The organism is Mesorhizobium sp. M0761 (assembly GCF_040320205.1).
GTDB lineage: Bacteria > Pseudomonadota > Alphaproteobacteria > Rhizobiales > Rhizobiaceae > Mesorhizobium.
Window position 1 is genome coordinate 78,195 of the sequence record NZ_JAMYPF010000017.1, and the last position, 19,524, is coordinate 97,718.

Here is a 19,524-nt window from a genome sequence, read left to right on the forward strand (position 1 = left end):
GGACGCCGAGCCCTTAAGGTTCGGCCTCCCGCACAATTACTTACGTCGCTTGACCAGTCCCAGCCGGATCAGGCTTTCGCCCGTGGCAATCAAAGCATCTTCGCGCGAGCGTGGCGCCCAGCCGAGCACGCGCACCGCCTTGGCGTTGGTGGCGTTCTTGATCTTGCCCAGTTCCGTTGCGAGTTGGGCCGCTTCCGGATTGAACAGCCCGATGATGCGCACCAGCCAATCGGGAAACTCCCGCGTCGAGACGCGCGACGCCGCCGGCCCGAGCCGCGTCTTCAGGGTCTGCGCGATCTCGCGGACCGTCATGAAATCGCCGGCGACAGCGAGGAACCGTTCGCCCTTGGCGGCGGGGTGGGTCATGGCGCGAACATGCAGATCCGCCACGTCGCGCGCGTCGACGACGCCGAAGGACAGGCGCGGCAGCCCAGGCACGGCGCCGTTCAGCATGCGCTGGACAAATTCGGTCGAGGTCGAATGGTCCGCGCCGAGCACCGGTCCAAAGATGCCAACGGGATTGACGACCGCAAGCTCCAGCGCGCCGCCCTGCTCGGCGATGAAATCCCAGGCCGCGCGCTCGGCGAGCGTCTTGGACTTCACATAGGCGCTGACCTTGCCTGCCGGATCGGTCCAGTTTTCCTCGTTGAAAGGCTGCCCATCCGCGCGCATTTTGCCATAGCCGACGGCCGCGAAGGATGAGGTGAGCACGACGCGCCTGACCCCGGTATCCCGCGCCGCCCGCAGCACGCGCAACGCGCCCTCGCGCGCCGGAAGGATCAGGTCATCCTCATGCGTGGGCACGCCGGGCGGAAAAGGCGATGCGACATGCAGCACGTAATCGCAGCCGGCCACCGCCGCCGGCCAGCCTGCGTCGGCCATCAGATCGGCATGGGCGAATGAAAGGGCGTCACCGGGCTCCGTGCCACCTGCCTTGAGCATGGCGAGCACATCGGCTTCGCGCCTGGCCGATCGCACGGAGGTGCGGACGCGGTAGCCGGCCTTCAACAGTTCGAGGATGCAGTGAGCGCCGAGGAAGCCGGACCCGCCGGTGACCAGCACCAATTCGCCGCTCATATTAGCCTCCTCGACGATTTATCCCTTCGAGACCCCTCAGATCGCCACCTGCGTGCCGATCTCGACCACACGTCCGGTCGGGATCTGGAAATACTCCGTCGCATCGGCCGCAGAGCGGGCGAGCCCGATGAACAGCTTGTCCTGCCACACCGGCATGCCGGAATTGGGCGATGCCTTGAGCGAGCGCCGCGACAGGAAGAACGACGTCGTCATGATGTCGAACTTCCAGCCCTGCTTGCGGCAGATCGCCAGCGCGCGCGGAATGTTGGGCTGCTCCATATAGCCGAAGGTCAGCGTCACCCGCATGAACAACTCGTTGACTGTCTCCATCTTGACCCGCTCGCTGTCGGGCACCAGCGGCTGCGGGGCGGTGACCACCGACAGAATGACGTTCTGCTCGTGCAGCACCTTGTAGTGCTTCAGGCTGTGCATCAGCGCTGTCGGCGCGCTTTGCGGATCGCTGGTCAGGAACACGGCGGTGCCGGACACCAGCTGCGGCTTCTTCTTCAGCAGATTGCCGGCGAGGAAATCGAGCGGGATTTCGTTGCGCCGGGTCTTGTCGAACAGATAGCGGCTGCCGCGCACCCAGGTCCACATCGCCAGAACGATGGTGAAGGCCACCGCAAGCGACGCCCAGCCGCCCTCGAATACCTTCACGATGTTGGAGGCGAAGAAGCCGATGTCGATGAAGCCGAACAGCGCCGTCATGGCGACCGCCACCCACAGGCGCCATTTCCAAATGCGCGTCATGACGACGAACAGCAGCACCGTCGTCACCAGCATGTTGCCGGTCACCGAGATGCCATAGGCGGAGGCCAGCTTGCTCGATTCGCCGAAACCGACGACCAGCAACATCACCGCCAGCGCCAGCAAAACATTGACGCGCGGCATGTAGATCTGGCCCGACTGCCGTTCCGACGTGTGCAGGATTTCGAGGCGCGGCAGCATATTGAGCTGCACCGCCTGCCTGGTCAGCGAGAAGGCGCCCGATATGACCGCCTGGCTGGCGATGACCGTCGCCGCGGTTGCCAATACCACCATCGGGATCAGCGTCCAGCCTTCGTTCATCTCGAAGAATGGATGGCCGACGTGACCGTTCTTCGCCAGCACGAAAGCGCCCTGCCCGGCATAGTTTAGCAGCAGGCAGGGAAACACGATGGCCAGCCAGGCGAGCACGATGGGCTTGCGGCCGAAATGGCCGAGATCGGCATAAAGCGCTTCGGCACCGGTGACGGCGAGGAAGATGGCGCCGATGGTGACGAAGGCGACATCGGGCGAATTGATCAGGAAGGCGACGATGTAGTGCGGGCTGACCGCCCACAGGATTTCGGGATCGGCGATGATGTGGTTCAAGCCCGAAAGACCGATAGCCAGGAACCAGACCGCCGTGATCGGCCCGAAGATCAGCGCCACACCGCCGGTCCCGAAGCGCTGCACCGAAAACAGGATCGCAAGGATGACCAGTGTCAGCGGCACGACGTAGGGCTGGAAGGTCGGGGTAACGACATTCATGCCTTCAACCGCCGAAAGCACCGAGATTGCCGGCGTGATGACGGCGTCACCGAAGAACAATGACGCGCCGACAATACCGATGGCCAGGATGATCGCCGAGCGGGTCGGGAAACTGCCGCGCGCCAGTGCCATCAGCGACAGCACGCCGCCCTCGCCTCGGTTGTCGGCTCTGAGCACGAACATGATGTATTTGATGGTGACGATAATCGTCAACGACCAGATGATCAGCGACAGCACGCCCAGAATATCGCCGCGCTCGGCGATTTCGCCGCCGGAGGACGCAACAAGCGCTTCCCGGAAGGCGTAGATCGGGCTGGTGCCGATGTCGCCATAGACCACACCGAGCGCGCCCAGCATCAGAACTTTGGTGCTGTGCTGTTCGATTTCGGGATGGCTCGATTGTTCGACGGGTTCTGCCTCAATACCAGCATTGGTAAGGGCCATGGACGACACTCCGATAAGCGCGCGGTGCTCTACGCTTGCTGCGATGCAATATCAAGTGCCGTGACGGTAGGGCTACCATGTTCCCAGTGCAGGGCTTGCCCCGCAATGACCGGTGCGTGGCGTCAAAGGCTGCCGGAAACCTCAGATCGCCACCTGCGTGCCGATCTCGACCACACGTCCGGTCGGGATCTGGAAATACTCCGTCGCATCGGCCGCCGAGCGGGCGAGCCCGATGAACAGCTTGTCCTGCCACACCGGCATGCCGGAATTGGGCGATGCCTTGAGCGAGCGCCGCGACAGGAAGAACGACGTCGTCATGATGTCGAACTTCCAGCCCTGCTTGCGGCAGATCGCCAGCGCGCGCGGAATGTTGGGCTGCTCCATATAGCCGAAGGTCAGCGTCACCCGCATGAACAACTCGTTGACTGTCTCCATCTTGACCCGTTCGCTGTCGGGCACCAGCGGCTGCGGTGCGGTGACCACCGACAGAATGACGTTCTGCTCGTGCAGCACCTTGTAGTGCTTCAGGCTGTGCATCAGCGCTGTCGGCGCGCTTTGCGGATCGCTGGTCAGGAACACGGCGGTGCCGGATACCAGCTGCGGCTTCTTCTTCAACAGATTGCCGGCGAGGAAATCGAGCGGGATTTCGTTGCGCCGGGTCTTGTCGAAGAGATAGCGGCTGCCGCGTATCCAGGTGGTCATGATCAGCCCCATGAGGCAGGCAACGGATATTGACACCCATCCGCCTTCCACGATCTTGACGACATTCGCCAGGAAGAAACCCATGTCGATGGTGCCGAACAGCAGCGCCAATGCCAGGGCGAGCCCAAGCTGCCATTTCCACAAATTGCGCATGACAACGAACAGCAGAATGGTTGTCATCAGCATCTCGCCGGTCACCGAAATTCCGTAAGCGGAAGCCAGCGAACTCGAGCTGCCGAAGCCGACAACCAGCAGCATCACTCCCAGGGCGATGAGCAGGTTGACGCGCGGCATATAAATCTGGCCGCTCTGCATTTCGGACGTGTGCTGCACCTCGATGCGGGGCAGCAGGTTGAGTTGCACTGCCTGGCGTGCCAGCGAAAAAGCACCCGAGATCACCGCCTGACTGGCGATCACGGTGGCGGCCGTTGCCAAGCCGACCATTGGCATCAGCGCCCAATCCGGCAACATCTCGAAGAATGGATTGGTCGGCCTGCCGCCATTCGCCAATACAAAGGCGCCCTGGCCGAAGTAGTTGAGCAGCAGGCAAGGAAACACCACGGAAAACCACGCGAGCACGATCGGCTTGCGCCCGAAATGTCCAAGGTCGACATAAAGCGCCTCGGCCCCCGTTACCGCCAGGAACACTGCACCAACGGTCACGAAAGCGGCGGTCGGCGTGCCGGCTAAGTAGGCGATCGCATAATACGGGTTGATCGCCAACAGCACCGAAGGATCGTCCATCAGGTGGTAGAGCCCGGAAACGCCGATGGCCAGGAACCATAGCGCCGTCACCGGCCCGAATACTGCCGCCACCTTCCCCGTGCCGAAGCGCTGCACGGAGAACAGAAATGCCAGGATGACCAAGGTGATCGGAACGACATAGGCCTCCAGCGTCGGTGTCACCACTTCCAGGCCCTCAACTGCCGACAGCACGGAAATGGCCGGAGTTATGATAGCGTCTCCGAAAAAAAGCGACGCCCCGCAAAGTCCGATGCCGAGGATAAGCTTGGCGCCTTTTGGATAGGCGCTGCGCGCCAGCGCCATCAGGGACAGCGTGCCGCCCTCGCCCTTGTTGTCGGCGCGAAGCACGAAAGCGACGTATTTTATGGTGACGATAATCGTCAGCGCCCAGACGATCAGCGACAGCACGCCCAGGACATCTATACGCGTGTCGGTACCAGGCGAAGCGTGAAGCGCCTCGCGGAAGGCATAGATCGGGCTGGTGCCGATATCGCCATAGACGACGCCAAGCGCGCCCAGCATCAGAACTTTGGTGCTGTGCTGTTCAGTGTGGGAGTGGTTCGGTTGTTCGACGGGTTCAGCCTCGCTACCGATGCTGGAAAGAGCCATCGACTACTCCCCGATCATCGTGCGGTGCGCCTTGCTTGCTGTCATGCGATATCACCTTCGACACGAGCCTTCCACCGCTACCAACCGCAAGCCTTCAGAAACCGCCCCACCGTGCCGGCCATGCCATACTCCAACGCATCGGCTGTCAACCCGTGTCCGATAGACACTTCGGCCAATGCCGGAATGCGCTTTGCCAATGCCGGAAGGTTGTTCACCACCAGATCGTGCCCGGCATTGACCTGGAGCCCGGCGGCGAGTGCGGCATCCGCGGTTTTTCCCAATCTTTCCAGCTCCTTCCGCGCCTTGGCGGAATCGGAATGGTAGCTGCCGTAGGGCCCGGTATAGAGCTCGATGCGGTCGGCGCCGGTGTCGCGCGCGGCATTGACGCCGGTGGGATCCGGATCGGAAAACAGCGACACGCGGAAGCCCCGTTTTTTCAGATGCTTGACGATCGGGTTAAGGAACGCCGCCTCGGCGGCAAAGTTCCAGCCATGGTCCGATGTCGCCTGCGCCGGATCGTCGGGCACCAGCGTCACCTGCTCCGGCTGGTGCCTTTCCACAAGCGCCAGAAAATCCTCGGTCGGGTAGCCCTCGATGTTGAATTCCGCCTTGGGAAACTCGTCGTCGATCAGCGCCCGGATCTCCGGCAGGTCGGAATGCCTGGTGTGGCGCTCGTCGGGCCGCGGATGAACCGTCAGCCCGTGCGCGCCGGCCGCCAACGCCAGGCGGCCGAGCCCGGTGACGCTGGGCCACGGCAGGTTGCGGCGGTTGCGCAGCATGGCGATGGCGTTGAGATTGACCGAGAGTTTCGCGGGCATGGCGTGAGGTCCGGCTGTTTGTGCAGCGCATCTATACTGCCTTTGATGGGAACAGACAGGGGCTTTCGGGTGTTCCAGTGATGACATCTGCTCGCAAGGGGGAACCCAGCCAATGAATTTTCTCCAATCCGTGCCCGCGATCCGCCGCCTCGAAACCGACCGTGAGGACCTTTTCGCCATCGACGTCGTCGGCCATGTATCGGCCGCCGACGGCGAAAATCTGTTCGGATTGCTGGAGGCTGCCTACGCGCTGCACCCGAGGATCGACGTCTTGGTGCGGCTGGTCGACCATGAGGGCGTCGACTGGATCGATATGGACGACGAGACGCTGAAACAAGGTACGGTTCATGCGCTAGAGCATATCGCCCGGTGCGCGACGATCGGTGAGCCCGACTGGATAGCGGATGCGCGGAACTTCCTTCCGGCTTCGCCACCCATCGAGTTCAGGCACTTCGCGGCCGAGGATGAAGCGGATGCCTGGCAATGGCTGGGTGCGACGCCACTCAGCCCTGCTGCGCCGGCTGCTACCTGACGCCAGCTATCTAACGCCAGCTATCTAACGATCGTCAGGCGCTCTGCCGCCCGCGTGATGGCGGTATAAAGCCAGCGCTGGCGGGTTTCCTTGAACGCCCAGCTCTCGTCGAACAGCACGACATCGTTCCACTGCGAACCCTGCGCCTTGTGCACGGTCAGCGCGTAGCCATAGTCGAAATCGTCAAAGCGCTTCTTCTGCTGCCAGGGGATATCGGCGTCCGGATCCTCGAAAGCCAACTTGAGCAGCTTGATCTTGGCGACGCCGCGGTCGGGATCGTCCTCCTCGGGCGAGACCAGAAGGTTGATGCCCGGCTTCACCGTTTCGCGCGACGAGGTCATTACCTTCCACAGCGAACCGTTGAGCAGGCCCTTGGCGGGGTCGTTGCGCAGGCAGACCAGCTTGTCTCCGGCCTGCGGATAATCGGCATTGAAACCCTTCAGCTCGCGCAGGCGCTGATTGTAGCGGCGGCGTGTTCGGTTGGTGCCGACCAACACCTGGTCCGCCTTCAGCACCAGCTCCTGGGTGACGTCCTCCTTGCCGATGACCTGCGCGCTGCCGTAGTCGCCGCGCATGAACTCGCGGCCCTCGCGCACGTCGAGCGCCAGCTGGATGATCGGATTGTCGCGCGCCTGGCGGTGGATTTCGGTCAAGAGCACATCCGGCTCATGCTCGGTGAAAAAGCCGCCGCCCGAGATCGGCGGTAGCTGCGCCGGATCGCCAAGCACCAGGATCGGCGTGCCAAAACTCAGAAGGTCGCGGCCAAGCTGCTCGTCGACCATCGAGCATTCGTCGATGACCACCAGCTTCGCCCGTGAAATAGGGCTTTGCCGGTTGAGCGAGAAGGTCGGCGACATCGAGGTCTTGCCGGTCACCTCGTCCGACACCGATTCCTCGCCCTTCGGCCGGTAGATCAACGAATGGATGGTGCGAGCATTGACCGCGCCCTTGGAACGCAGCACCTGCGCCGCCTTGCCGGTGAAGGCGGCGAACTGCACCTGCCCGTCGACATGCTCGGCAAAATAGCGCGCCAGCGTGGTCTTGCCGGTGCCGGCATAGCCGAACAGCCGGAAGACCTGCGGCCGGCCCTCTTTCAGCCAGCGCGCCACCGCTTTCAGAGCCTCGTCCTGTTGGGGGGAGAATTCCATCGGTTCGACAGACCGGATTCGCGAGAGAAAGACAAGCTTGGTGCCAACCACCGCTTAAAACGATGGGATTGCCTCACCTTCAACGGGACAAACTAGCAGGCGCAAATGCGAACGTAAAGTGAACATGCAAGCGGATAACGAACGATTTGAGTTCAGGCACTTGAACCTAGATCGGGCAATGCCACTATCACGGACATGATCGAGATGCAGATCGGCGCAGACACCTATAAGCGAGGATATTGATGAGCTCGTTCGCAGACAGGCTGATCGGAAAGTCGATAAAGAAGATCGAAATCGGCGAACCTGGTTATGGCATCGTTGTCTCCTTGTCGGATGACGCAGGGTTCGCGATATATACCGAGGTCACGGCCTGTCTGAGTGACGAAAATGCCAGAACCATAGAACGTGTTACCATCAGCGACGAGCAAGTGATCCTCCACTTGGGTGACAACGACTTCGTCGCCATTTCCAAAACCGTGGCCGCTTCGCCGTCGTTGAGGCGTTTGTCTATGCGGACGACGAAGGCATGGTCGTCGAAAATTAGTTGTATCGGCCGCCAGATTTCAAACACCAACCACAGGCGGACTATATGTTCGCGCCGCCGCCGCTACCTCTGGTCGGCCCCGGATCGTTCTCCAACAAAATCGGCTTGCCGTGCGGGGTTGCATGCGCGGCGCGTTCCCAGGCGGCGGCGAGCGTGTCGACGTCACTTTTTCCCGCGACGCCCTTGGCCGCCAGCAGCGTCTCCAGCGCAGCCAGCCAATGCTCGTAGTAGTCGTGGCCGTCGCTTGCGGCGCCCGGCTTCTTCACTTGCGCCGACAGCGCATCGGCCCATTCGCTCCACGAAAACAGGCCCTTGTCATGCAGCGCCACCGTCATGGCGAAGGCTTCGGCCTGCCAGGGTTCGGCGAATACCGGTTCGTCCAGACCCGCCGGCAATGCACCTTCAGGCCGGCTCAAGATAGCTCTCCCAGGCATCGATCGAGACGGTCAGCGTCGGGTCGGCGCCCTCGCCCCAGATTTCCGAGCCATCGAAGACCACGGTATAGACCCATTGCGGGTTTTCACCGTTGCCATGCGCGTTGCTGTCGGGGAACACAAAACCGTCACGCACGGCCTCGATAACTCCGTGCTTGCCGCGCGCATAACGCGGCAGCCTCGTGTGGGCGGTGGGATTGAAATTCCTTGTCCGCACCGGGTCGCCGGCCTTGAAGCGCGGCGCTGTCTCGACCGGCCGGTCGCAGGGACTGCCCTTGGCCAGCACCGCCGGAACGTTTTCGGCCTTCAACACCCTTTTGGGCGTCGCCGCCGGATCGACCGCCCGACCTTCCGTCAGATCGCGCTCGCTGACGAAGCCATGGCGCTTCAGCAGCACCTCGAGCGCTTTGATCCATATCTGGTAGTAGCTTGAGGAATAATAGACGGCCGGATGCAGCGATTCCCTGGCGTGCCGGCTCTCGTCGATGTTCCACGCGCCCATGGCGCCGGCAGTCAGCGTCACGCCGAGCGCCCGCCTCTCCCAATCCGCATGAAAATACGGTTCGTCCTTTTCGGGCGCGACCGGCCCGAAACCCATCTGCCCACCGAGATCCTGCGGCCCGTTCATGCCGGTACCTTCTTTGTCCCGGGTTCTTTGGCCACCGCCGTGCCGATCATCGCATCGCGGCTGACCAGTTCGGCGAGCTGGTCCTCACTCCAGCCTTCGGTACCGCCAGGCCGCATCGGCACCACGAGATAGCGCAGTTCGGCAGTCGAATCCCAGACGCGGATGTTTTTCTCCGCCGGCAAGGTCAGCCCGAATTCTTCGAGCACGCCGCGGGGATGGATCACCGCCCGCGAGCGATAGGGCGGCGCCTTATACCAGACCGGCGGCAGCCCGAGCACCGACCACGGATAGCAGGAGCACAGCGTGCAGACGACGAGGTTGTGCGTCTCGTCCGTGTTGAACACCGCCTGCATGTGCTCGCCCTGGCGGCCGCTATAGCTCAGCGACGCGATCGCTCCCGTCGCATCGCGCTTCAGCCACTCGGCATAGGCCGGATCGCTCCAGGCTTTCGCCACCACCCTGGCGCCGTTGCGCGGCCCGATCTTGGTCTCATAGGTGTCGACGATGACGTCGATTGCGGCCGGATCGATCAGGCCTTTTTCGGTGAGGATGGTCTCCAGCGCGCGCACGCGCGCCGCAAACGGGTCGAGCTCGTTGTCGTGGTCATGATCGTGGGACATGACCTCAGATTAGGATCGGCGGCACGCGGCCGCAAGCATGACAGCTTGGGCCACGGGCTATCGCCTATTCGGCGGCGGCCTTTTGCGGCTCGAGCCGATCCTCGGGACCGAACAGCGAGGCCTGCTCGCCGCTCTCGACCGCATGCAGCTCCGGCCTGTTCTTTTTCGAAGAGAAGAAGCTCACCAGCCAGCCGGAGAAATTCTCGAAATAGACATAGATGACAGGGGTGACGAACAGCGTCAGCGCCTGGGAAGCGAGCAGCCCGCCGACGACCGCGACACCGAGCGGCTGGCGCAGCTCAGCACTGGCGCCGGTGCCGAGCGCGATCGGGAACGTGCCCATCAGCGCCGCCAACGTCGTCATCATGATCGGCCTGAAACGCATCAGGCACGCCTTGTGTATGGATTCCTTGGCCGACATGCCTTCTCGTCGCAGCTCCAGCGCGACGTCGACCATCATGATGCCGTTCTTCTTGACGATGCCGATCAGCATCAGGATGCCGATCACCGCGATCACCGACAGGTCCATGCCGGCAAAGCGCAGCGCCACCACCGCGCCCAGCACCGCCGAAGGCAGGCCGGTCAGGATGGTCAGCGGATGGATAAAGCTCTCATAGAGGATGCCGAGTACGATATAGATGGTCAGAATGGCGCCGCCGATCAGCAGGCCCTGATTGGCCAGCGAATCCTGGAAGGTCTTGGCGGTGCCGGCAAAGCTGGTCGAAATCGCCGGCGGCATGCCGATCTGCTCCTTCAGCGCGGCGATGCGGGCCGTGCTGTCGCCCAGCGCCACGCCTTGCGGCAGGTTGTAGGAGATGGTCACCGCCGGCAGCTGGCCGAGCTGGTTGACCGTCAGCGCGCCGGCGGTGCGGTCGACGCGGGCAAAGGCGCCGAGCGGCACCAGGCTGCCGCTTGCCGTCCTGACCTGGATGGCCAGCATGCGCTCGGGCGACCATTCGATGTTGGGATCGAGCTCCATGATGACTTCGTAGCTGTCGGCCGAGCCGAAGATCGTCGAGACCTGCTCCGTGCCGAAGCCGCCATAGAGGCTGGAGCGCAGCGTGTCGGTGTCGATGCCGAGCGACGCCGCCTTGTCGCGATCGACCACCAGCGTCGCCTGCAATGAATTGTTCTGCAAATCGCTGGTGACGTCGGTGAAATTCGCATGATCGGCCGCCATCGCATCGTTGAGCTTTTGCGCCCATGTGTCGGTCAGGCCGGTATCGAGGCCCTGAACGACGAGCTGGTAGGCGCTGGCGGAAGAACGCGCGCCAAGCCGCAGGTTCTGCACCGGCTGCATATAGGCATCGATCCCCGGCACAGTGGCCAGTTGCCGCCGCAGATCCGATAGCACCTTGTCGATGTCGGGGCGCTGGCTCTTGTCCTTCAGCTGCACATAGAGCTGGCCCTGGTTCAGCGCATTGTTGCCGCCGCCGGCTGACCAGGCGACATGCGAGACATAGGGCGAATGCGAGAAGACACTTGCCGCCTGGTTCTGCAGCTTGACCATGGCGTCGTAGGAGATGTCCTGCCTGGCGATCGTCGTAACCGAGATCTGGCCGATATCCTCTTGCGGGAAAAAGCCTTTCGGCGAGACCTCGATCAGCCAGACCGACCCTGCCGCCGTGCCGGCGAAGACGAGGAACACCAGAAAAGTGTGGCGCAGGCAGAAGGTCAAAAGCCGGTCATAGCCGCGGGTGACGATATCCTGCTTGTGGCCGGGGGCATGCTTGTCGCGATCGGCCTTGGTCACCGACAGCAAGCGCGAACACAGCATTGGCGTCAGTGTCAGCGACACGAACATCGAAGCCAGGATGGCGACCGTCACCACGACGGCGAATTCGTTGAAGATGCGGCCGATGACGCCGCCCATTAGAAGCACGGGGATGAACACCGCCACCAGCGAGATCGAGATCGAGATGATGGTGAACCCGATTTCGCGCGCGCCCTTCAGCGAGGCATCGAAGGCCGAGAGACCGTCCTCCTCAATGTGGCGAAAGATGTTTTCCAGCATGACGATGGCGTCGTCGACGACGAGGCCGACTGCGAGCGTCAGGCCCATCAGCGAGATGTTGTCGATGGAGAAGCCGAACAGGAACATGGCGCCGAGCGTCGCGATCAACGAGATCGGCACCGCCACGGCCGGAATGATGGTTGCAGTCACCCGGCGCAGGAAGACGAAGATCACCATCACCACCAAAGCGATGGTCAGAAGCAGCGTGAACTGGACGTCGTTGACGGCCTGGCGGATCGAGGTCGAACGGTCGTTGAGCAGCTTGATGTCGGCGGCGGCCGGCATTTGGTCCTTGAACGACGGCAGCATCGCCTTGACCTTGTCGACGACGTCGACCGTGTTGGCGTCGGGCTGGCGCTGCACCGCCAGGATGATGGCGCGCGTGCCGTCATACCAGCTTGCAGTCGTCGTGGTCTCGACCGAGTCGATGACGCGCGTCACCTCGCCCAGCCGCACCGGATGGCCGTTCTTGGTGGCGATGATGAGGTTGGAGAACCCGGCGGCATCGGTGAGCTGCGTATTGGCCGTGATGGTCAGCTGCTGCTTGTCGTTCTGCAAGACGCCGAGCGGCGTGTTGGAGTTGGCCGACGCGATTGCCGTCTGCAGCTGGTCGATCGAAATGCCGCGCGCCGCCAGCGCCGTCGGGTCGATCTGCACGCGCACCGCATATTTCTGCTGGCCGAAGATCGACACCTGCGCCACGCCGTCGATGGTCGACAGCGAGGGCGAGATGACGTTTTCGGCGAAGGCGTCGAGGTCGGTGAGCGGAACCGTGTCGCTGACCAGCGACATCAGAAGGATCGGCGCGTCGGCCGGATTGACCTTGCGATAGCTCGGCGGCGCTGTCATCTCGGGCGGCAGTTGCCGCTGCGTGCGCGCGATCGCCGCCTGCACGTCGGCGGCCGCCGCGTCGATATCCCGGTTGAGCACGAACTGGATGGCAATGGACGTGCGTCCCAGCGAATTGCTGGTCGAGATGGAATCGATGCCGGCAATGGTGGCGAACTGCTTGATCAGCGGCGTCGCCACCGAAGTGGCCATGGTTTCGGGTGACGCGCCGGCCAGGTTGGCCGAGACATTGACGACCGGGAATTCGGCGCTCGGCAGCGCCGCCACCGGCAGGAACTTGTAGGCAAACAGCCCGCCCAGCACGAGGGCGAACGACATCAGCAGCGTCGCGACAGGCCTTCTTATGCAGAATTCGGAGATCATTGGGCAGCTCCGCCGGCTTTGTCGGCTTCCGCCACCTTAGGCGCTGCCTGACGGCCGGCAGTTGCCTTGCCTTCATGCACGCTGGCGCCGTCCTTCAGCCTGGTTTGGCCCTCGACGACAACCTTCTCGCCCGACTTGACGCCCTCGCTGATGGCGCTGTTTTCGCCTTCGGTCAGCGCCACCTGCACCGGCCGCATCTCGACCGTATTGTCCAGTTTCACGACATAGACGAACGGCCCCTTCTGGCTGGGCTGGACCGCGACCGTCGGGATGGATGTCATCTGCGGCATGATGCCGGCGTCGAGCACGACATTCACATACTGGCCGGGCCACAGTGAAAGATCGGCGTTGGGAATGCTCGCCCGTGTCGCGATGGTGCCGGACGCGGTGTCGACGCTGGAATCGACGAAGTCGAGCGTGCCCTTGCCGATCGGCGTCGGATCGCCATCCTTGGTCAGCGTCACCGCGCCTTGCTGCGGGTTGGCCAGCGCCTTGTGCAGCAGCGCCAGGTTGCTCTCCGGCAGGTTGAAGTTGACTTGCAGCGGATCCATCTCGGTGATCGTCACCAGCGGCGTGGCCGTGCTCGAGTTGCCGTTGCTCAAGGTGACCAGGTCACCGACCGAAACGTTGACGGCGCCCAGCCGGCCGGCAATCGGCGCCTTGATGCTGGCGAAGCCGAGCTGGACATTGTCGGCGTCGATCGTCGCCTTGTCGGCGTCCACGGTCGCCGCGGCAGCCTTGTGCGCCGCCACCGCCTGATCGTAGGTCTGCTGCGTGCCGGCCTGCTTGGCGACGAGATCCTTGGCGCGCTGGAGGTCGGAGCCCGAACTGGTCAGCAGGGCCTGGTCCTTGGCGAGCGTCGCCTGATCCTTGGCAAGCTGCGCCTTGAGCGCCCGGTCGTCGAGCGAGAACAGCAGGTCGCCGGCCTTCACCATCTGGCCGTCCTTGACGTCGATCGATACGATCTGGCTGGACACGCGGGCGTTGATGTTGACCACGGCCGGCGACGACACGAAGCCGATGGCATAGCGGCGGATCGGGAAATCGGCTGTCGTCGCGGTGGCGGAAACGATCGAGGCCGAACGAGCGCCATTGCCGCCTGCACCGGATTTGCCGCCAGCATTGTCGGCCGAAGCCTTGTCCGATCCAACCGGCTTGTCCGCTGCTGCCGTCTGCCTGGCGCCCGGCAGCATCTGCTGCAGACTGCTCGTCGCCGCCGGCGAAAAATAGACCCACGCCGCGGCGACACAGGCCGCTGCCACCACCACCGCCAGAACGACTTTTCCGCGCATCGACTAAAAGCCCTATGATCCGACACGCCGAACCCGGTGGTCTCATTCTACCCAATCACGGCGCCTTGCCGCGATCTCGCCGAAGTAGATAGGACGCACATTTGTCGGAAAAGGGCCAAAACACGGCATTACGAAGATTTAATGTGCACTGCACAATGACTATGCAGCCGGCTCAGCAGTCGGAGAACCAGCCAGGATGCGGTTGAGATTTCAGGCCGGATGCGTCTATTTCAGCATCGGCCAGAGCGTCGCCGCCAAGAGCACGCCCATGGCGATGTTGAACCATTTCAGCCGCACCGGATCCGACAGGAATCCGCGCAGCGCCGTGCCGAAGCCGGCCCACACCGAGACGCTCGGCAGGTTGACGACGGTGAAGGCGATCGCGATCAGCGCCACCGACAGGAACGGGTGGTCCGGATTGGAGTAGACGGCCATGGCGGTGATCGCCATCACCCAGGCTTTCGCATTGACCCACTGGAATGCGGCTGCCTCGATGAAGCGCATCGGCCGTGCCTCCGTCTCACCCTTGCTGGACAGCGAGCGCGACATGGCGATCTTCCAGGCGAGATAGAGCAGATAGGCAGCGCCGGCGATCTTCAATCCGGTGTGCAGGGCCGGAAACGCCGTCAGCACCGCGCCCAGGCCAAAGCCGACAGCAAGCAACAGTACCAGGAAACCCATGCTGATGCCCAGCATATGCGGAATGGTTCTGACGAGGCCGAAATTCACGCCCGACGCCAAGAGCATGAGGTTGTTCGGCCCCGGCGTGATCGAGGTCACGAAGGCGTAGACCAAAAGTGCAAGGAAAGCGTCGAGGGTCATGACGGCTCACAAAGGTCAGCAATGCTGACTTAAGTCGACAGGGCGTTGGACGCAACTTCATTCGATTGGTCCAAAGCGCTCCGCCGTGATCCGTCTATCCGAGCCAGCCACGCCGGCACAGTCTACCTGCCGTGGGGCCGCGCCGACAACAGGCTGGGAGCGGCGGCCGCCTCCTGACGGCCAGCCACACGCCGCAGGCCTTTGCGCCTCGGCGTGTTCCCGGGAAGCTTCACGCCATGCGCGAGGCCGAGGGCAGCCAGGATGCGGATGAAGAGCCAGCCGAGATCGATCTGCCCGCGTTCCAGGCCGAGCTTTGCGGATTCGGGAAACGCATGGTGATTGCCGTGGAAACTCTCGCCAAAGGTCACCAGGCCGAAACGCGGCAGGTTGTAGCCCTGCACGGCAACGCCATCGACACGCCAGCCCTGCTGCCCGCTGCGATGTGCGAAATGCCCGACCAGCCAATGCCCGGTCAGCGACACGGAGATACGCACCGCAATGCCCCAGACCACCCAGCTCCACCCGCCGAGCAGCAAGAAAAGGATCGCCCACGGCAGTTGCTGCAGCATCCAGGTCCGCTCGACGAATTTGTAGAAGCGGTCGTTTCTGATCGACGGCTCGATGACGAAGTCAGGCGGATTGCGCAACGCCACGGCGCAATGCATTTGCCAGAAAGCGTCGGTGAAGAAAGGCCGGCGGTGGGCGTGCAGGTCGTGACAAGCCGTCTGGCGCTGCGCCCAGTCTCGTATGTCATGCGCATAGATCATGCCGAACGGACCGGCCATGCCGACGAGCGTGCCGAGATAGACCAGCGCGTGTTCGAGCCAGATGTGAACCCTGAACGAGCGATGGATGAGCAGGCGATGCATGCCGACCGAGTGTCCGGCGCAGATCGTCACCGCCGTCGTCGCTACGAACAGGGCGAAAGCGCTCCAGCTGAAGGTCAGCGGCCCGAACACCAACGCAATCAGCGTCATCGCGCCGACCCAGATCGACTTGGCCGGCATCCAGACGACCTCGCCATCTTCGGCATCGCTCAAGGGCTGCGAGATCATTCTGCCTGTGGATATGGTCTTCATCGGCACCCCTCCTCTGCAGGAAACATTTCCGGACCAAAGAGCCTTGCCTTCCGGCGCGCCGGCGCTTATTTAGGCAATAAGCTAACTATCTACTATTCCGATTTAGGTATTTAGGCAATAGACTAAATACCGGAAGCGAAACGACAGAGGCAGGCGGTGATCGAAGACAATGCAGCGGATGGCGACACGGCTATCGGGGCAAGCAGCGCCATACAGCGCGTGTTCGAGGCGCTGTCATCGCAGCCGAGGCGCAAGATCCTCGCCTATCTCGCCCACTCCTCGCTGACCGCGGGCGAGATCGCGGCGCGCTTCGACATGTCGAAGCCGTCGATCTCGCAGCATCTGAGCATCCTGGAGACGGCCGGCCTCATCGCCAGGGAGCGGCAGGGACAATTCATCCGCTACTCGCTGGTCCAGAACAATCTGGTTAACACGCTGAACGGCTTCGTCCAGGACGTCTGTCCGGTATCGCGCCCGATCAAAAGGGAGAGTAAGAATCTGGCGAGCGGCAAGGTCGATCCCAAGCCGGTAAAATAGTTGGACTGAGACTACATCCCCTGCGGGCCCCGGTTCATCGCCGCCACGCCGGTGCGGCAGATCTCGACCAGGCCGAGCGGCTTCATGATGGCGATGAACTGGTCGAGCTTCGAACCCTTGCCGGTAATCTCGAAGATGAAGTGCTCGGTGTTGGCGTCGATGACCGACGCGCGAAAAGCATCCGCCAGACGCAGCGCCTCGACGCGGGCTTCGCCAGTGCCGGCGACCTTGACCAGCGCCAGCTCGCGTTCCAGCGGCCGCTCCTGGCCGAACTCGTGCGAGCGCACGGTGAGATCGACGACGCGGTGCACCGGTACGATGCGCTCGAGCTGATGCTTGATCTGCTCCAGCACATGCGGCGTGCCGCGCGTCACGATGGTGATGCGTGACAGGTGCTTCTCGTGTTCGGTCTCGGAGACGGTGAGGCTCTCGATGTTATAACCGCGGCCGGAAAACAGGCCGATGACCCGGGCAAGCACGCCGGGCTCATTGTCGACCAGAACGGAGAGCGTGTGGTTCTCCGGCTTTTCCGTTTCCTTGGCGATGAAATAGGCGGAGCCGGTCGGTTGAAGCTGTGCGTTCATGACATGAATCTCGATTTCAGACTTTGAGCTAATTCTCTGTTTGCGCACGGCTTCTCTCGACAGCCCTGCCCCGGCTTGGACCTAGACCAGTTCCCTGCCCTTGGCGTCGATGGCGTTGGCCACGGCTTCGTCGGTCGCCTCGTCGGGCAGGAGCATTTCATTATGCGCCTTGCCCGACGGGATCATCGGGAAGCAGTTGGCGAGCGTCGCCACCCGGCAATCGAACAGCACCGGCTTCTTCACCGCGATCATCTCCTTGATCGCATCGTCCAACTCGTCCGGCTTCTCGCAACGAATGCCGTGGCCGCCATAGGCGTCAGCCAGCTTGACGAAGTCGGGCATCGCTTCGGTATAGGAATGCGACAGGCGGTTGCCGTGCAGCAGCTGCTGCCACTGACGCACCATGCCCATATACTGGTTGTTGAGGATGAAGATCTTGATCGGCGCATTGTGCTGCACCGCCGCGCTCATCTCCTGCATCGTCATCTGCACCGAGGCGTCGCCTGCGATGTCGATGACCAGCGCGTCCGGGTGCGCGATCTGCACGCCGAGCGCCGCCGGCAGGCCGTAGCCCATCGTGCCCAACCCGCCCGACGTCATCCAGCGGTTCGGCTTCTCGAAATGATAGTGCTGCGCCGCCCACATCTGGTGCTGGCCGACCTCGGTGGTGATGTAGGTGTCCATGTCCTTGGTCAGTTCGTAGAGCCGCTGGATGGCATATTGCGGCATGATCACATCGTGGTTCATCTTGAAGGCGAGCGAGTCACGCGCGCGCCATTTGGCGATCTGCTCCCACCAGGGATGGAGCGCCTTCTTGTCGGCCTTGGCGCTCGCCCGCCACAGCCGCACCATGTCCTCCAGCACCCGGCCGACATCGCCGATGATGGGCACTTCCGTGTGCACGTTCTTGTTGATCGACGATGGATCGATGTCGATGTGGATCTTCTTCGAATTGGGCGAGAAGGCGGTCAGCCGTCCGGTGATGCGGTCGTCGAAGCGCGCGCCGATGCAGATCATCACGTCGCAATCATGCATCGCCATATTGGCTTCGTAAGTGCCGTGCATGCCCAGCATGCCCATCCAGTTCTTGCCCGATGCAGGATACGCGCCGAGGCCCATCAGCGTCGAGGTGATCGGGAAGCCGGTGAGGTCGACCAGTTCGCGCAGCAAATGGCTGGCCTCCGGACCGGAGTTGATGACGCCGCCGCCGGAATAAATGATCGGCTTCTTGGCGCTGGCCATCAGTTCGACGGCGGCCTTGATCTTTTCCAGGTCGCCCTGGACCTTCGGCTGGTAGCTGGTGCGCGGCGCCGCCTGCGGCGGCACATAGATGCCTTTGGCGAACTGCACATCCTTCGGAATGTCGACCACCACCGGGCCGGGGCGGCCGGTCGTCGCGACATGGAAGGCCTCATGGATGGTGGCGGCCAATTCGTTGACGTCCTTCACCAGCCAGTTGTGCTTGGTGCAGGGGCGCGTGATGCCGACCGTGTCGCACTCCTGGAACGCGTCGGAGCCGATCAGCGAAGTCGGCACCTGCCCGGTCAGGCAGACCAGCGGGATCGAATCCATCAGCGCATCCTGCAGCGGCGTCACCGCATTGGTGGCGCCCGGGCCGGAGGTCACCAGCATGACGCCGGCCTTGCCGGTCGAGCGGGCATAGCCTTCGGCCGCATGCCCTGCGCCTTGCTCGTGGCGGACGAGGATGTGCTCGACCTCGTCCTGCTGGAAGATTTCGTCATAGATCGGAAGCACCGCGCCGCCGGGATAACCGAAGACATGCTTGACGCCATTGTCCTTCAGCGCCTGCACCACCATTTCGGCGCCAGTCATTTCCCTGTTTGGCATTTCGCGCCGTTCGTTCTGTCCGTTGCTCATCGGTCTGGTCCCGTACTTCTAGCCATGAGGCGATTGCTGGTCGTTTAGTCGTGTTTCGGGCAATAAAAAAGGCCCCCGATGGGAGCCTGTGTGTTGCGCATGGGAGGTTTTCGCCCGGCGGTTACACCGCCTTGCCCACGCGCTTTCCTACGAGAATGAGTGCCTTTTTCATCGTGGCGGACACTACGAGGGTGAAAGGCAAGGTGTCAACGGGAAAAACGCGCGATGCGAAAGAGAAAGCAAGTGGCCCGCCGCCTCTGGTCGGCGGGCCACCGCGGCGCATACGATACCCCT

Annotated in this window: 16 protein-coding genes; 2 read left to right on the plus strand and 14 right to left on the minus strand. The window is 62.7% G+C overall.

What is annotated here, in order from left to right:
* Positions 1-36: 36 nt before the first annotated feature.
* The 4 genes from NKI32_RS24030 to NKI32_RS24045 form a co-directional block, all read right to left on the minus strand.
* Entirely contained in the window at positions 37-1,077 is a 1,041-nt protein-coding gene (locus NKI32_RS24030) for an SDR family oxidoreductase (RefSeq protein WP_352668956.1), read from the minus strand.
* A gap of 36 nt (positions 1,078-1,113) precedes the next feature.
* Positions 1,114-3,033 carry a potassium transporter Kup gene (locus NKI32_RS24035; RefSeq protein ID WP_286459217.1) on the minus strand — a complete coding sequence of 640 codons (1,920 nt, stop codon included), beginning with the start codon at positions 3,031-3,033 and terminating at the stop codon, positions 1,114-1,116.
* 141 nt (positions 3,034-3,174) lie between these two features.
* On the minus strand, positions 3,175-5,088 hold the full coding sequence (locus NKI32_RS24040; protein ID WP_023823130.1) for a potassium transporter Kup: 1,914 nt from the start codon (positions 5,086-5,088) through the stop codon (positions 3,175-3,177).
* Between the two features lie 77 nt (positions 5,089-5,165).
* Positions 5,166-5,906, minus strand: a complete 741-nt coding sequence (locus NKI32_RS24045) for a pyridoxine 5'-phosphate synthase (protein ID WP_353003877.1) — start codon at positions 5,904-5,906, stop codon at positions 5,166-5,168.
* Between the two features lie 112 nt (positions 5,907-6,018).
* On the opposite strand from NKI32_RS24045, the gene NKI32_RS24050 reads away from it, so the two are divergent.
* Complete coding sequence (locus NKI32_RS24050; RefSeq protein ID WP_023682069.1) at positions 6,019-6,438, plus strand: SpoIIAA family protein; 420 nt, start codon at positions 6,019-6,021, stop codon at positions 6,436-6,438.
* Positions 6,439-6,458: 20 nt separating this feature from the next.
* Here the strand turns inward: NKI32_RS24050 and NKI32_RS24055 are convergent, their stop codons facing one another.
* The 8 genes from NKI32_RS24055 to NKI32_RS24090 form a co-directional block, all read right to left on the minus strand.
* The gene (locus NKI32_RS24055; RefSeq protein ID WP_353003879.1) at positions 6,459-7,586 is read right to left on the minus strand and encodes an ATP-dependent DNA helicase; all 1,128 of its coding nucleotides are present in this window, start codon (positions 7,584-7,586) and stop codon (positions 6,459-6,461) included.
* Positions 7,587-8,171: 585 nt separating this feature from the next.
* On the minus strand, positions 8,172-8,546 hold the full coding sequence (locus NKI32_RS24060) for a nitrile hydratase accessory protein (protein ID WP_023725319.1): 375 nt from the start codon (positions 8,544-8,546) through the stop codon (positions 8,172-8,174).
* The gene (gene nthB, locus NKI32_RS24065; protein ID WP_023744643.1) at positions 8,533-9,192 is read right to left on the minus strand and encodes a nitrile hydratase subunit beta; all 660 of its coding nucleotides are present in this window, start codon (positions 9,190-9,192) and stop codon (positions 8,533-8,535) included. Before nthB ends, NKI32_RS24060 begins: the two co-directional genes overlap by 14 nt.
* On the minus strand, positions 9,189-9,812 hold the full coding sequence (gene nthA, locus NKI32_RS24070; protein ID WP_353003881.1) for a nitrile hydratase subunit alpha: 624 nt from the start codon (positions 9,810-9,812) through the stop codon (positions 9,189-9,191). The genes nthB and nthA overlap by 4 nt, the downstream gene beginning before the upstream one ends.
* 64 nt (positions 9,813-9,876) lie before the next feature.
* Positions 9,877-13,038, minus strand: coding sequence for an efflux RND transporter permease subunit (locus tag NKI32_RS24075; RefSeq protein ID WP_353003883.1), 3,162 nt, complete (start codon positions 13,036-13,038; stop codon positions 9,877-9,879).
* Positions 13,035-14,330, minus strand: a complete 1,296-nt coding sequence (locus NKI32_RS24080) for an efflux RND transporter periplasmic adaptor subunit (protein WP_353003885.1) — start codon at positions 14,328-14,330, stop codon at positions 13,035-13,037. The genes NKI32_RS24075 and NKI32_RS24080 overlap by 4 nt, the downstream gene beginning before the upstream one ends.
* 225 nt (positions 14,331-14,555) lie before the next feature.
* Positions 14,556-15,152: a LysE family translocator gene (locus tag NKI32_RS24085; protein WP_023682076.1), complete on the minus strand. Its 597-nt coding sequence runs from the start codon at positions 15,150-15,152 to the stop codon at positions 14,556-14,558.
* Positions 15,153-15,274: 122 nt separating this feature from the next.
* Positions 15,275-16,231 (minus strand): acyl-CoA desaturase, encoded by a 957-nt coding sequence (locus NKI32_RS24090; RefSeq protein WP_023823133.1) that lies wholly within the window; start codon positions 16,229-16,231, stop codon positions 15,275-15,277.
* A gap of 156 nt (positions 16,232-16,387) precedes the next feature.
* Between NKI32_RS24090 and NKI32_RS24095 the strand changes: the two genes are divergently transcribed.
* Positions 16,388-16,768: a metalloregulator ArsR/SmtB family transcription factor gene (locus NKI32_RS24095; RefSeq protein ID WP_023702997.1), complete on the plus strand. Its 381-nt coding sequence runs from the start codon at positions 16,388-16,390 to the stop codon at positions 16,766-16,768.
* Positions 16,769-16,779: 11 nt separating this feature from the next.
* Here the strand turns inward: NKI32_RS24095 and ilvN are convergent, their stop codons facing one another.
* Entirely contained in the window at positions 16,780-17,352 is a 573-nt protein-coding gene (gene ilvN, locus NKI32_RS24100) for an acetolactate synthase small subunit (RefSeq protein ID WP_023668352.1), read from the minus strand.
* A gap of 81 nt (positions 17,353-17,433) precedes the next feature.
* Positions 17,434-19,230 carry an acetolactate synthase 3 large subunit gene (locus tag NKI32_RS24105; protein ID WP_023668351.1) on the minus strand — a complete coding sequence of 599 codons (1,797 nt, stop codon included), beginning with the start codon at positions 19,228-19,230 and terminating at the stop codon, positions 17,434-17,436.
* Between the last annotated feature and the right edge of the window lie 294 nt (positions 19,231-19,524).

Excerpts from the sequence above, each read along its gene's own strand:
- NKI32_RS24030 (WP_352668956.1), bottom strand. The coding sequence starts at position 1,077 with ATGAGCGGCGAATTGGTGCTGGTCACCGGCGGGTCCGGCTTCCTCGGC.
- NKI32_RS24035 (WP_286459217.1), bottom strand. The coding sequence starts at position 3,033 with ATGGCCCTTACCAATGCTGGTATTGAGGCAGAACCCGTCGAACAATCG.
- NKI32_RS24040 (WP_023823130.1), bottom strand. The coding sequence starts at position 5,088 with ATGGCTCTTTCCAGCATCGGTAGCGAGGCTGAACCCGTCGAACAACCG.
- NKI32_RS24045 (WP_353003877.1), bottom strand. The coding sequence starts at position 5,906 with ATGCCCGCGAAACTCTCGGTCAATCTCAACGCCATCGCCATGCTGCGC.
- NKI32_RS24050 (WP_023682069.1), top strand. The coding sequence starts at position 6,019 with ATGAATTTTCTCCAATCCGTGCCCGCGATCCGCCGCCTCGAAACCGAC.
- NKI32_RS24055 (WP_353003879.1), bottom strand. The coding sequence starts at position 7,586 with ATGGAATTCTCCCCCCAACAGGACGAGGCTCTGAAAGCGGTGGCGCGC.
- nthB (WP_023744643.1), bottom strand. The coding sequence starts at position 9,192 with ATGAACGGGCCGCAGGATCTCGGTGGGCAGATGGGTTTCGGGCCGGTC.
- nthA (WP_353003881.1), bottom strand. The coding sequence starts at position 9,812 with ATGTCCCACGATCATGACCACGACAACGAGCTCGACCCGTTTGCGGCG.
- NKI32_RS24075 (WP_353003883.1), bottom strand. The coding sequence starts at position 13,038 with ATGATCTCCGAATTCTGCATAAGAAGGCCTGTCGCGACGCTGCTGATG.
- NKI32_RS24080 (WP_353003885.1), bottom strand. The coding sequence starts at position 14,330 with ATGCGCGGAAAAGTCGTTCTGGCGGTGGTGGTGGCAGCGGCCTGTGTC.
- NKI32_RS24085 (WP_023682076.1), bottom strand. The coding sequence starts at position 15,152 with ATGACCCTCGACGCTTTCCTTGCACTTTTGGTCTACGCCTTCGTGACC.
- NKI32_RS24090 (WP_023823133.1), bottom strand. The coding sequence starts at position 16,231 with ATGAAGACCATATCCACAGGCAGAATGATCTCGCAGCCCTTGAGCGAT.
- ilvN (WP_023668352.1), bottom strand. The coding sequence starts at position 17,352 with ATGAACGCACAGCTTCAACCGACCGGCTCCGCCTATTTCATCGCCAAG.
- NKI32_RS24105 (WP_023668351.1), bottom strand. The coding sequence starts at position 19,230 with ATGAGCAACGGACAGAACGAACGGCGCGAAATGCCAAACAGGGAAATG.